General features: G+C 68.4%; 14 protein-coding genes and 1 tRNA gene. 7 read left to right on the forward strand and 8 right to left on the reverse strand.

Annotated elements, in window-relative coordinates; all coding sequences use genetic code 11:
* The first annotated feature begins 77 nt into the window (after positions 1-77).
* The 3 genes from ACK4K7_RS02565 (at position 78) to ACK4K7_RS02575 (ending at position 3768) form a co-directional block, all read left to right on the forward strand.
* Positions 78-1259 (forward strand): LL-diaminopimelate aminotransferase, encoded by a 1182-nt coding sequence (locus ACK4K7_RS02565; RefSeq protein WP_431863591.1) that lies wholly within the window; start codon positions 78-80, stop codon positions 1257-1259.
* 92 nt (positions 1260-1351) lie between these two features.
* A complete protein-coding gene (gene glpX / locus ACK4K7_RS02570) occupies positions 1352-2338 on the forward strand; it encodes a class II fructose-bisphosphatase (RefSeq protein ID WP_431863633.1) in 987 nt (328 codons plus the stop codon).
* A gap of 554 nt (positions 2339-2892) precedes the next feature.
* Positions 2893-3768: an aminoglycoside phosphotransferase family protein gene (locus ACK4K7_RS02575; RefSeq protein WP_431863592.1), complete on the forward strand. Its 876-nt coding sequence runs from the start codon at positions 2893-2895 to the stop codon at positions 3766-3768.
* Between the two features lie 190 nt (positions 3769-3958).
* Here the strand turns inward: ACK4K7_RS02575 and rpsI are convergent, their stop codons facing one another.
* The 5 genes from rpsI to ACK4K7_RS02600 form a co-directional block, all read right to left on the reverse strand.
* Complete coding sequence (gene rpsI, locus ACK4K7_RS02580; protein ID WP_431863593.1) at positions 3959-4492, reverse strand: 30S ribosomal protein S9; 534 nt, start codon at positions 4490-4492, stop codon at positions 3959-3961.
* Positions 4492-4971, reverse strand: a complete 480-nt coding sequence (gene rplM / locus ACK4K7_RS02585; protein WP_431863594.1) for a 50S ribosomal protein L13 — start codon at positions 4969-4971, stop codon at positions 4492-4494. The genes rpsI and rplM overlap by 1 nt, the downstream gene beginning before the upstream one ends.
* A gap of 145 nt (positions 4972-5116) precedes the next feature.
* Positions 5117-6103: a hypothetical protein gene (locus ACK4K7_RS02590; protein WP_431863595.1), complete on the reverse strand. Its 987-nt coding sequence runs from the start codon at positions 6101-6103 to the stop codon at positions 5117-5119.
* Between the two features lie 62 nt (positions 6104-6165).
* The gene (cutA, locus tag ACK4K7_RS02595; protein ID WP_431863596.1) at positions 6166-6483 is read right to left on the reverse strand and encodes a divalent-cation tolerance protein CutA; all 318 of its coding nucleotides are present in this window, start codon (positions 6481-6483) and stop codon (positions 6166-6168) included.
* Complete coding sequence (locus ACK4K7_RS02600) at positions 6480-7517, reverse strand: COX15/CtaA family protein (protein ID WP_431863597.1); 1038 nt, start codon at positions 7515-7517, stop codon at positions 6480-6482. The genes cutA and ACK4K7_RS02600 overlap by 4 nt, the downstream gene beginning before the upstream one ends.
* Before the next feature lie 158 nt (positions 7518-7675).
* Here ACK4K7_RS02600 and ACK4K7_RS02605 point away from each other — a divergent pair, with 158 nt between their 5' ends.
* The gene (locus ACK4K7_RS02605; protein ID WP_431863598.1) at positions 7676-8044 is read left to right on the forward strand and encodes a MerC domain-containing protein; all 369 of its coding nucleotides are present in this window, start codon (positions 7676-7678) and stop codon (positions 8042-8044) included.
* A 4-nt stretch (positions 8045-8048) separates the two neighbouring features.
* Here ACK4K7_RS02605 and ACK4K7_RS02610 read toward each other — a convergent pair whose 3' ends face one another.
* Positions 8049-8831 (reverse strand): DUF1499 domain-containing protein, encoded by a 783-nt coding sequence (locus ACK4K7_RS02610; RefSeq protein WP_431863599.1) that lies wholly within the window; start codon positions 8829-8831, stop codon positions 8049-8051.
* Positions 8832-8919: 88 nt separating this feature from the next.
* On the opposite strand from ACK4K7_RS02610, the gene ACK4K7_RS02615 reads away from it, so the two are divergent.
* Both ACK4K7_RS02615 and ACK4K7_RS02620 read left to right on the forward strand, forming a co-directional pair.
* Positions 8920-8993 (forward strand) — tRNA-Gly (locus tag ACK4K7_RS02615).
* Positions 8994-9203: 210 nt separating this feature from the next.
* Complete coding sequence (locus tag ACK4K7_RS02620; RefSeq protein WP_431863600.1) at positions 9204-9923, forward strand: GNAT family N-acetyltransferase; 720 nt, start codon at positions 9204-9206, stop codon at positions 9921-9923.
* Between the two features lie 318 nt (positions 9924-10241).
* Here ACK4K7_RS02620 and ACK4K7_RS02625 read toward each other — a convergent pair whose 3' ends face one another.
* Both ACK4K7_RS02625 and ACK4K7_RS02630 read right to left on the reverse strand, forming a co-directional pair.
* A complete protein-coding gene (locus tag ACK4K7_RS02625) occupies positions 10242-11126 on the reverse strand; it encodes an ImmA/IrrE family metallo-endopeptidase (RefSeq protein ID WP_431863601.1) in 885 nt (294 codons plus the stop codon).
* Complete coding sequence (locus ACK4K7_RS02630) at positions 11123-11455, reverse strand: helix-turn-helix domain-containing protein (RefSeq protein WP_431863602.1); 333 nt, start codon at positions 11453-11455, stop codon at positions 11123-11125. Before ACK4K7_RS02630 ends, ACK4K7_RS02625 begins: the two co-directional genes overlap by 4 nt.
* A 356-nt stretch (positions 11456-11811) precedes the next feature.
* Between ACK4K7_RS02630 and ACK4K7_RS02635 the strand changes: the two genes are divergently transcribed.
* Positions 11812-12075, forward strand: coding sequence for a DUF3892 domain-containing protein (locus ACK4K7_RS02635; protein ID WP_431863603.1), 264 nt, complete (start codon positions 11812-11814; stop codon positions 12073-12075).
* Positions 12076-12210 lie beyond the last annotated feature (135 nt).

The following is a 12210-nucleotide window of genomic DNA, read 5'->3' on the forward strand; positions in this document are numbered from 1 at the left end:
AACGCCGCGCACCCGCGAAAGAGCCGCGGCGATTCGGCGCTGGATCGGCACCGCGATCCGGCTACATCTTTTGCGGCATGACCGACGATTTCTACCGCATCCGCCGCCTGCCGCCTTATGTCTTCGCGGAGGTCAACGCGATGAAGGCGGCCGCCCGGGCGCGCGGCGAGGACATCGTCGATCTCGGCATGGGCAATCCCGACGGGGCGCCGCCGCCGCACGTGATCGACAAGCTGGCCGAAGTCGCCCGCGATCCCCGCGCCCACCGCTATTCCGCCTCGCGCGGCATCGCCGGCCTGCGCCGCGCCCAGGCGGCCTATTACCGCCGCCGCTTCGGGGTCGATCTCGATCCCGACGGCGAGGTGATCGTGACTTTGGGCTCCAAGGAGGGGCTCGCCAATCTCGCCCAGGCGATCACGGCGCCGGGCGACGTGGTGCTGGCGCCCAACCCCTCCTACCCGATCCACCAGTTCGGCTTCATCATCGCCGGCGCCGCGATCCGTTCGATCCCGGCCGCGCCGGGGCCGGATTTCTTCACCCGACTCGACTTCGCGATCCGCTACACCGTGCCGCGGCCGACGGTGCTGGTGATCGGCTATCCGTCCAACCCCACCGCTTATGTCGCCGATCTCGATTTCTACGCGAAGGTGGTCGATTTCGCCCGCGCCCACGGCCTGTGGGTGATCAGCGACCTCGCTTATGCCGAAATCTATTTCGGCGAGGAGCCGACGCCCTCCATCCTGCAGGTGCCGGGCGCGCGCGAGGTGGCGGTGGAGTTTACCTCGCTCTCCAAGACCTATTCGATGGCCGGCTGGCGGATCGGCTTCGCGGTCGGCAATCCGGTGCTGGTGGCGGCGCTGGCGCGGGTCAAATCCTATCTCGACTACGGCGCCTTCACGCCCGTCCAGGCGGCGGCGGTGGCGGCGCTGAACGGACCGCAGGACATCGTCGCGGCCAACCGCGCGCTGTATCGCGGCCGCCGCGACTGCCTGGTCGAAAGTTTCGCCCGCGCCGGCTGGGACATCCCCCCGCCCGCCGCCAGCATGTTCGCCTGGGCGCCGATCCCCGAACCGTTCCGGGCGATGGGATCGATGGCCTTCGCCAAGCGCCTGCTCACCGAAGCCGGCGTGGCGGTGAGCCCCGGCGTCGGCTTCGGCGAGGAAGGCGAGGGCCATGTCCGCATCGCCCTCGTCGAGAACGAACAGCGCATCCGCCAGGCCGCCCGCGGCGTGAAGAGGTTCCTGGAAAGCGCCGGCTGACGGGCCGCGGCCTCCGATCCCGCTCCTCGACAAGCCGGGCCGGCTCGCTTATCCGGCTCGCGGCTTCGACAGAGACAGGGATGACACAGACTATGGTGCAGGCAAGCAGCGTCCTCGATCGCGTGCTGGTGCTGGAGATGGTGCGCGTCACCGAAGCGGCGGCGGTGGCGGCCTCGAAGCTGATCGGGCGCGGCGACGAGAAGGCGGCCGACCATGCCGCCGTCGAAGCGATGCGCGCCGCGCTCAACCGGCTGGAATTCGACGGCACCATCGTCATCGGCGAGGGCGAGCGCGACGAGGCGCCGATGCTCTATATCGGCGAGAAGGTCGGCGCGGCGCAGGGCAGCGGCCCCCGCATCGACATCGCGCTCGATCCGCTGGAAGGCACCACCATCACCGCCAAGGCCGGCCCGAACGCGATGGCCGTGCTCGCCATCGCCGACGAGGGCGGGCTCCTCAACGCGCCCGACGTCTATATGGACAAGCTCGCCGTCGGCCCGGGCTATCCCGAAGGCGTGATCGACCTCGCCAAATCGCCGTCCGACAATGTCCGCGCCATCGCGGCGGCGAAGGGCGTCGACCCGTCGGAGATCATCGCCTGCGTGCTCGACCGGCCGCGCCACGAGAAGCTGATCGCGGAGCTGCGCGGCCTCGGCTGCGGCATCATGCTGATCCCGGACGGCGACGTCGCCGGCGTGATCGCGGTAACCGATCCCGACACGACCATCGACGTCTATATGGGCGCGGGCGGCGCGCCGGAGGGCGTGCTCGCCGCGGCGGCCCTGCGCTGCGTCGGCGGCCAGTTCCAGGGGCGCCTGCTGTTCCGCAACGACGACGAGCGCGCCCGCGCCGCCAAATGGGGCGTCGAGGATCTCGACCGCATCTACAAGCTCGAGGACCTCGCCAAGGGCGACGTCATCTTCGCCGCCACCGGCGTCACCGACGGCTCGCTGCTGCGCGGCGTCAAGCGCCGCAAGGGCTGCATGACCACCGAAAGCGTGGTGATGCGCGCCAGCTCCGGCACGGTCCGCTGGGTGAGGGGCGAGCATAAGAGCGAGCCGGGCGGCAACGGGGACTGAGCGGCCCGGCGAGGGCGCTTGTCGGCGCTTTGGCGGCGCCAACCTGGCCTTGAATCGCCCCTAGCGGGCGAATAGCGCATGTCCGGCTCGCCCGTTCACGCCTTCGTTCCGACGGCTCGCGCAGCGGAGTTCCTGTTTCACGCGAAGCCGCAAAGAGCGCGAAGGGCACAAAGGGTGATCGGCCGCCGCCCGCGCGAAGCGCCTTTCTCCCCAGCTGCCTCCGGCCTTGTCGGAAAGGGCCTGCGGCCGCAGCTTCTCCGGCGCCTTTGCGTCCTTTGCTCTCCTTCGCGGCTTCGCGTGAAACCCGCACGGCCGGGCGGCGCGCCGAGTTCAGCGCGGGGCGCGGGAGCCGTTGCGCATTTTTGGGAGTGGGGGGCTGCTTCAAGTTTCGAGGGGCGGCCTTCGACAGGCTCAGACCGAGGTGTCGGGGACGACTGGAGGTGGTTCCAATCGGCAGCCCGGGTGGTGGTCGCAGGGTTCGGGTCGCCGGCGCGGCGGATTGGACGTAGGGAGAGGCTGAGGGCGCAACAGAGGCGCGGCGAGTCGAGGACGGGATGGAGGCGGCCGTAGATGCGGGCCTGGCCGGGCGGCTGGTGGCCGGTCAATTCCCGCGATGGACGGGCCTGCCGGTCCGTCCCGTCGAGCCCGGCGGCTGGGATCACCGCATGTTCCGCCTCGGCGACGCCTGGGTCCTGCGCCTGCCGAGCGCCCTCTGTTATGCGCCGCAGGTGATGAAGGAGCATGTGTGGCTTCCCCGCCTTGCGCCGCACCTGCCGCTACCCGTCCCCGACCCCGTCGCGCTCGGCGAGCCGGCGGAGGGCTTCCCGTTCCATTGGGGCGTCTACCGCTGGTTGCCGGGCACGCCGCTCGGGAGTGCAGCCATCCAGGATGCGCAGGGGCTTGCCGCGGCGCTCGCCGAATTCCTGGGAGCGCTGCAGGCAATCGATGCCGCATCCGGTCCGGAGCCCGGCGATCACAACTTCCACCGCGGCGGCAGCCTGGCCGTTTACGACGCCGAGGCTCGCCTGGCGATCACAAGGCTGCGGGCGCCCGACGGCGAACGTGCAGCTTGCGTCTGGGAAGCGGCAATCTCCTCGCGTCCGGCAAGCCGGCCGTGCTGGGTGCATGGAGATATTGCGCCGGGCAATCTGCTGATCGCATCGGATCGCCTGACGGCCGTCATCGACTTCGGCTGTCTTGCCGTCGGCGACCCGGCCTGCGACCTCGCCATGGCGTGGAGCTTCTTCCATGGAGATGCGCGTCGGCGCTTTCTGGAAGGTCTTCGGGCGGACCCCGGGCTCGTGGCGCGGGCGAAAGGATGGGCCTTGTGGAAGGCGGCTGTTCTGGCGACCGGGCTCAGGCCAGGGCCGCTCGCGGAGCGGGAGAGGGCCGCCCAGGTTTTCCGGAGCGTGCTGGACGATCCCGGCTGAGCCCCCCCCCCAGGGCCGCTCGCGCCCGTGCCTGGCAAGCGGCAGGGGCGGTGATCAGTGCGGTTGGGGATCGTCCCGCATGGGCAGAGCGCTGGCTATGGCGGCCAAGCGCCGCCGCGCGGATCTTGCGGGCAAAGCAAAGGCGGCCCGGATCGCTCCGGGCCGCCTCGGTTGCTTTTGCGAAAGAGCCTTAGCGCTTCGAGAACTGGAAGCTGCGGCGGGCCTTGGCGCGGCCGTACTTCTTGCGCTCCACGACGCGCGGGTCGCGGGTCAGGAAGCCGGCCTGCTTGACGGTGGTGCGCAGCGCCGGCTCGTAGCGGGTCAGCGCCTGGCTGATGCCGTGCTTGACGGCGCCCGCCTGGCCCGAAAGGCCGCCGCCGATCACGGTCGCGACCACGTCATACTGGCCGCGGCGGTCCGCGATGTCGAACGGCTGGTTGATGACGAGACGCAGCGTCGGGCGCGCGAAATAGACGGTCTGGTCGCGGCCGTTGACGGTGATCTTGCCGGTGCCCGGCTTCAGCCACACGCGCGCCACGGCGTCCTTGCGGCGGCCGGTGGCATAAGCGCGGCCCTGCGCGTCGAGCTGCTGCTCGCGCAGCGGCGCGGCCGGCTGGCGCGGCTCGGCGACGGCGGCCTCACCCTCGGCGGCGGGCGCCGGAGCGTCGGCCTGGCCCTCGGTCAGGGTCGCGAGGTCGGAAAGCGATTGACGGGTATCGGACATCAGGCACCCACCTTGTTCTTGCGGTTCATCGACGCGACGTCGAGCGGTTCGGGGTTCTGGCCGCCGTGCGGATGCTCGGTGCCGTTGTAGAGGTGGAGGTTGCGCATCTGCTCGCGGCCGAGCGGGCCGCGCGGGATCATGCGCTCCACGGCCTTTTCAAGCACGCGCTCCGGGAAGCGGCCTTCCAGCACCTTGCCCGCGGTGATCTGCTTGATCCCGCCGATATAGCCGGTGTGCTTGTAATAGACCTTGTCGTTGAGCTTCTTGCCGGTGAAGCGCACCTTGTCGGCATTCACCACCACGACATGGTCGCCCATGTCGACATGCGGGGTGAAGCTCGGCTTGTGCTTGCCGCGCAGCAGGTTGGCGATGATCGTGGCGACGCGGCCGACGACCAGCCCCTCGGCATCGATCAGATGCCACTTCTTCTCCACCTCGGCCGGCTTGGCCGACTTGGTGGTCTTCATCAGCGCCTTCATAGGGCCCGGACCTCTTTATCGAAAATGAGCTGCGCCGCCCGACACGGGGCGGCGCGAACGGCGGGCAAATGACAGCCGAGGCCCGCAAAGTCAAGCAAAAGCGCGGGTTTCCCGGGAGGTATTTGAATACCGCGAGGCGATGGAGTCAGTCGAGCCGGCGCATCGTCACGATCTTCAACACCCGCTCCCGCCCCTCGCCGCTCCCGGCAACAGTGCTCTCGGTCGAGCGCATCTCCTCGGTGAGGCCGGTGTCGAGCCGGACCCGAAAGCTGGCGCGCGTCTCATTGCGAAGGCCTTCGGCTTCGTTCGCCAAGGCGCGGATCCGCGCTTCCGCGTCCCCGCCGCCCGATTCCCCCGTGACGGCGCCGATCACCCGCGCGGGGGGCGCAGCGATCTCCTCGTCCGGGACTTCGGAGAAGATCGACAGGTGCGCCAGATCGCCCTGCACACGCTCGAGCGTGATGCGCACGTTCCGGCGCACGGTACCGCCGAACGGCGCGGGCTGCTCGATCGAGGCGTCGATCGGCTCTCCCGTGCGGGTTTCCGTCCCGGCGAACTCCACCAGCGGCCCGATGCCCTGCAGCATCATGTTCCGGCGCGTCTCGGCCGGCATGTCGCGGAAGACCGATGAAAGGCGCCGAAGCCCCTCCCGCACTTCCGGCGTCCTGCCGGTCGCCAGATCGTCATAGGCGGCTTCAATGGTGCGCACGAGCTCGGCCCAAAGCGCCTCCTCATTCTCGATGCCGAGCATCTGTCCCTCGGCGTCCAGCCGGACCGAATAGGGACGGCGGGTGAGTTCGGCGAAATGTTCGAGCATCGCCTTGCGCGCCGGATCGGCAATGTCGTTGCCGGAGCTCTCGGGCACGACGAACAGCCGGTAGCCGTCCTCGGCTGCCTCGAAACGGAGGCTCGACACCTCCCAGCTGGTGGTGGTCGCGCCCCGCCTCTCCTCCACGGTCTCCCAGCGATAGCGCAACGTCTGGCCGAGCGGCGGATCGAAAAGGATTAGCGCGCCTTGCTGCTGCGCCGCCAGCTTGGTGCGAGCCGGAGCGGCGGTCGCCTGCGGAGGCGCCGCGACCAGCACCATCGCCGCCGCCACGGGCGCGGCGAGCCAGCGAACCGAAAATTTCATGATTATCCCCCCGAACAGAATCAGGCGCTTAGACTAGCAGGCCGGGCCGGCAACGCCAGCCCTCAGCCGGTCTCGCCCGTCACCCATTCGGCATAAGCGGGCAAGGCGCGCTCGATCGGCCACAGGACGGCGGCGGGTACGTCGTAGCTGTGGAGCTCGGCGATGCGGGCGAGCGCGCGCTCCGCCGCCGCGGCCGATGTCTTGAAGATGGCGGCATGTTCGGCCGCTTCCTCGATCGCGCCCTGCCAGCGATAGATGGAATGGCAGGGCGCGAGGATGTTGGCGCAGGCCGCGAGCCCCTCCTCGATCAGGGTGCGGGCGATGCGGCGCGCCTCGTCCGCGCTGCCGAAGGTCGCGTAGATGCTGACGATGCCGCTCATGCCCGCGCCGCGCCCAGCCGGTGGGCGGCGAGCACGATCGCGACGAGGAGCAAAGCCGCGACGCCCTGGTGGGCGACCGCCACCCACAGCTCGACGCCCGACAGCAACGTCATGATGCCGAGCAGGATCTGGACGACGATCAGCCCCGCCACCGCCGCGCCCTCGGCCGCAAAGCCCGCCCGCCAGGCCCGCCAGGCCAGCGCCAGCGCCACGCCGGCGACCGCGAAGGCGAGCCAGCGGTGGACGAACTGCACCACGATCGGATTGTCGACGAAGTTGCGCAGCCACGGCTCCAGCATCGGCGTGTCCGGCGGGAACAAAGCGTCGCCCATCAGCGGCCAGCTGTTGAAGGCATGGCCGGCGTCGAGCCCGGCGACATAGGCGCCGAACAGGAACTGCACGAACAACACCGACAGCGTCCAGACGGCGAGTGCCGAGATGCCGGCGGGCGCCGCCCCCGGATTGCGCGCCAGGGTGCGCAGGTCGAGCGCGACCCAGACGAGCGCGCCCAGGATCACCAATGCGGTGAGGAGATGGACGGCAAGGCGGATGTGGCTCACCGCCGGCTCGTCGACCAGGCCGGAGGCGACCATCCACCAGCCGATCGCCCCCTGCAGCCCGCCGAGCGCGAGCAGGCCGACGAGCTTCCAGCCATAGCCGCGCGGGATCGCCTTCTTCACCGCGAACCAGGCGAGCGGCAGCGCGAAGGCGAGGCCGATCAGCCGCCCCAGCACGCGGTGCACATATTCCCAGAAGAAGATGGTCTTGAACTCGTCGAGGCTCATGCCCCGGTTGACCTGCTGATATTGCGGGCTCTGCCGATAATGGTCGAACTCCGCCTGCCATTGCGCCTCGTTCAGCGGCGGCACGATGCCGCTGATCGGTTCCCATCGCACCATCGACAGGCCCGATTCAGTAAGCCGGGTGATGCCGCCCACCACCACCATCAGGACGACGAGGGCGGCGACGGCGAACAGCCAGTTGGACAAGGCACGCGGACGCGCGCGCACCGGCGGCGGCGGAGGCTTCAGCATGGGCGCGATATGGCGGAGAACGTCCCGGATTCCAACCGCGTCCAAAGCCGGTGTCGCGCTACCGCGGCGGCGATGGAACTTTCCGACGCATGTTATATTGTATCTCTTGGCGGGAAGGCGTATATCGCCGCCTCACAAGGGACAGGACAGAGTCGCGAATGTTCGGGCGCGCTATCAAGGACGGCACCATCGACCGGCTGGCCATCGGCCTGTCGGGCCTGTGCGTCGTCCATTGCGTGGCGAGCGCGGTGCTGGTGGCGGTGCTCGCCTCGGCGGGCGGCTTTCTGCTCGATCCCCTGATCCACGAAGTGGGCCTGTTCGTCGCCCTGGGCCTCGGCGTCGTCGGTCTGGGCAAGGGCATCGTCGATCATGGCTATATGATGCCGGCGGCGATCGGCAGCCTCGGCCTCGGCGTCATGGCCGGCGCGCTCACCATGGAACATGGCGAGGGCAGTACGCTCTATGCGATCGTCGGCGTGCTGATCCTCGCCCTCGGCCACGACCTCAACCGCCGCGCCGTCGTCTGACGGTTCAGGCGGCCGCGAGGTCGGCCAGGAAGGCGCGGATCCGCTTCGCGTTGACCCCCACGTCGCTCACCCCCACCCGGCTGATCGAGCGCATGTCGACCAGGCTGCCGCTCCCGTCCGGCGCGGGCCGCACGCGCAACGCGACATCGTCCTTGAAGCGGAAGAAGAAGGTGGTGTCGGTCGCCTCGAGCGCGCCGGCCTCCGGGTCGGACCGGGCGATCTCCCAGCCGCGCGCCCGCGCCAGCCGTTCGGCCCGCGCGATCGTCTCCGGCACCGTCCAGGGCACGAGCAGCGGACGGATGTCGTCATAGGCTTCGCGGTGCACCGCCTTCCACCGCGCTTCCGGATCGAGCGCGGCCAGTTCCGGACGGCCCATGTCGGGGATATTCTCCAGATTGTCGGCGCGCACCGTCAGCGCCTCGAACCGCGGCGGGTCGTCGAGGTCGGTGGCGATGTCGTGGATCGGCGGGACGGCGCGCGCGGTGCGCACCTGCTGGCCGAGGAAGAGGACGAAGCCAAAGGCTGCGGCGAGGGCGAGGAGATTGACCACGACCAGCCGCGGCGCCGTCCGCCGCGCAACGAAGGCGGCGAGGATCGCCAGCACGCCGCCGCCGATCGCCGCGAAGAAGGCCCAGCGCAGGACGGTGAAGCCGGTCCGGAAGTGCCAGACGCCCCGGCCGCTGCCCACCGCCGCGATCAAAGCCGCGGCGAGCCCGCCGAACGCCAGCACCGCCGCCGCGACCGTCAGCCGCCGCGCCCAGACCGCCCGCTTGCCCCCATCCGCCATCGCCCGCCTCCCGCCGTTCGCCCGCATGCTGCGCCCGATCCGCCCACTCGACAAGCCCCCCACGCCCGCTTAAATGAAGCGGCCCCGGGCGGGTGTAGCTCAATGGTAGAGCAGAAGCTTCCCAAGCTTACGACGAGGGTTCGATTCCCTTCACCCGCTCCATCGGCAACTCGCCTCCACCGCTTCCGGAAACTCTGATGCTGCTCGGGAGGCCCTGAAGCAGGGGATCGGCGGTGCTCTGAACCTGCTTGCGACCCGTTGCGGACGTTCCGCGCCTGTGGAAAAGCTGCCCGCATCATGTTCCAACTGCCAACGGAGGGGCGCTTGTCGCAACCGTCATCTGGAATGCTCATGCAAACCACGGCCGACATCGTGGCCTTCTTCGGCCATGGTCCACGGTCCGACTGCCGGATGCTTCCACATGGCGGCATCGCGCTTTCCGGAGCGCCGGCTGCGGACCTCAACATGATCTTCCTTACGAAGGGCGCGTCGGAAGAGGAGCGCGAGCAAGCCTGGGATGCGGTCGCGGCCAAGGGCGTCGACACGCTCCTGGTCGTCGAGGAGGGCGCGGACGAGCTGCGCGCCTGGGCTGGCGCCAAGGGCCTCGCCGAAGTCGGGCAGATGCCGATGATGGAGCGCAAAGCGAGCGCCGTACGCCCCGCGACGGACCTCATCGTGCGCATCGCCGGGCCGGATGAAGTGGGGGTCGGGAACCGGCTGGCCGCTGCCGCCTTCGGCCTTGACCGGACGGCGTGCGACCTCGCCTTGGCGCAGGGTGCCTTCGAGATGGAAGGGAACGATCTCTGGCTGGCCGAGGACGAGTCCGGCCCGGTGGGCTGCGGGATTTTCGTCCGGAGCGGCGATCATGTCGGCATCTACACGATGTCCACGCCTCCCGAGCAGCAAAGGCGCGGGATTGGGCGGGCCATCCTCGATACGGCCATGGCGCATTATCAGGAGAGAGGAGCGAAGCGGTTCACGCTGGGGGCCACGGAGAAAGGCTATCCGCTCTACGAGCGGGTCGGATTCCAGGTTGTCACCTGGCCCCACATCTACGTGATCGGCGCCTCCACGCAATTTCCCGGGAGCTGACGCATCGAAACCGCAGAAAACCGCGGCGTCAGGCTGTTCTGAAGCTATCTGGAGTCCTGAAACAGGGTAATGGTGCCCAGGGACGGAATCGAAGAGATCATGTAGGCCGCCCGTCCTGGGGACTGTTTCGCCAACGCTACAAGTTTGTGCCCCCAGAAATACCCCCACAATGGATTCTGACGGCGGTTAGATTCCCGGAATCGATGAAATGAAGTTGGTGCGCGGCAGTTTGCGTACCTGACCAGGTGGTGTTGGGCCGCGTACGGCACAAGATGCCCATTTCGAACCGCCGGCCGCGCCGCTCGCATCCGCGGGGCACTACCGCCCATAAGCGAACCGGGGCCGCCATCGCTCTTCAAGCGCCGCCTCCTCATCCTCCTCCTCGTCGGGCTCTTCCGGCAGGTCCTCGCTCGAGAAGACGCTCAGGGTGAAGCCGTATCTGCCGAGACCGATCACCTCCTCGTCGAGGCGGATTCCCGACGGCCCGTCGAACCAGTCGGATAGGCTGGTTTCGCCGGTCACCCGCCAGCCGGCTGCGACATTGGCCGGTTCGGAATTGAACTCCCGCGTGACCGAATCCGGAAGCAGGTCCCCCTTTCGCGGAAAGGCCCGTGGCTTCAGCTGCCTGAACCCATCGGACAGGAAGCCGTAGCAGATCCGCTCGCCGCGGCTGACGACGATCGCCATCGGGTACGGACTGCATTCGGCGGCGCGGATCGCCGAGGCGGTGAGCGAGCATTCCGACCGGTCGGCAAGCTCCTCGATCCCGGCGAAGCCCACCGGCCCTCGCTCGAGCGCGTCGCGCACGAGCCGGGTCGGCATCAGCAGGCCCGACGCGAAATGGTCCGCCTCGAGTTCGATCGAGCTGTCGCCCTGGGTGAACCCCGCGCGGGAGACATGAACCGGAGCGACCTTCTGTATCTCCTCGGGATGACCTTCGAGGAAGTAGTGGCCGAGCTCATGCGCGATCGTGAACCGCTGGAATCCCGCACTGGCAATGTCGGTCGAGTGGAAGATGGCGACACCGATATCGCTGAAGATGATGCCGCCGCTGACCCCCGGTTGGTCCGGCCGCTTGGGCGAGATGTGAATGTCCTCATCTTCGGCGATCCTGCGCGGGTCCACGGGAAAGGCGGTAAAGCCATGCTCCTTCGCCTTGCGCTCGCCGCATTGGCGGGCCCAGGCGAGGCGGAACCGGCTCACTCGCCGCTCCCATCCCGCCGCTGCCGCATCAGATCGATCATCATCTGGATATGCTCGCGATCGGCGTCGGACAGCTGCTCCTCGCCCCGGAAGGCGGTCGTCGCCCCCTGCATGTCGGAGACGCGGCCGAGCAGATAATCGGAACTCACGTTCAGCGCCTTCGCCAGCGCCCGCACGTTCGCGAAGGAGGGCTTGCGCCGGTTGCGCTCGAAATGTCCGATCGCGGCCGGCTGCAGCCCGGCTTTTTGGGCAAGCTCGGTCTGGGTCAGCCTGCGCGCCTCGCGCGCCGCGATCAGCCGCTCGCCGAATTGGTCTTCCGCCCCCGCCATCCTTGACCTACTATCCTCGAACTACTATATCTACGAAATCGTAGGATCAACCCGCTGCTACGGCAGCGCATTTTTTTTGGCTGGTTTTCCTACGTTTACGTAGGCTCCTGTACGACGAATCATGCAGGACGGTCAATCGGAAAGGGGGTGAGACGAGTGGCAGGACGGAAGAACAGTGAGGTCACCAGCAGCAAGGCGGCTTCGGCCGCGGGCAAGGTGCTTAGCAACCCGAGGTCCAGCAAGGCGGCGAAGACCGCCGCGGCCTCGGCGCTGACGCAGCGGCCGAACAAGCGGAAGTGAAACGGGGGCGGGACACAATCGTCCCGCCTCACCCCGACAGAGAAGGAATATCTGAAATGGCGAAGCGTTACGTGCACAAGACCGGGAAGAACTCGCAGGGCGACATTACGAAGCTCTGCAACGATGGCCAGTTCTGGTCGCCCCGCCAGAAGGCAGATGCGATCTCCGACATTGACAACGGCCTCCACGAATACTGGGTGCCTTGGGCGCAGGGGCCGGAGACACAGATCCGAGTCGTCAACGGGCCCACCGGCAAGTACCTGCGCACCGACCGGGACGCGACCCAGCGCAACAATCTGGACGACCTGCCGGACTGTTGAAGGTGCGAGGCGCGGCTAGGTTTCGTGGACAAAGCTTGACGGGGGACTCGCAGGTTGATTCAAAGCTTCCTTTTGGAGGCGGCGTTGGGCGAGTGGATTGGTCTTACGGATGACGAGTGGGCATTGATCGGGCCG

Origin of the sequence: Allosphingosinicella sp. (assembly GCF_046295735.1) — a bacterium.
GTDB lineage: Bacteria > Pseudomonadota > Alphaproteobacteria > Sphingomonadales > Sphingomonadaceae > Allosphingosinicella.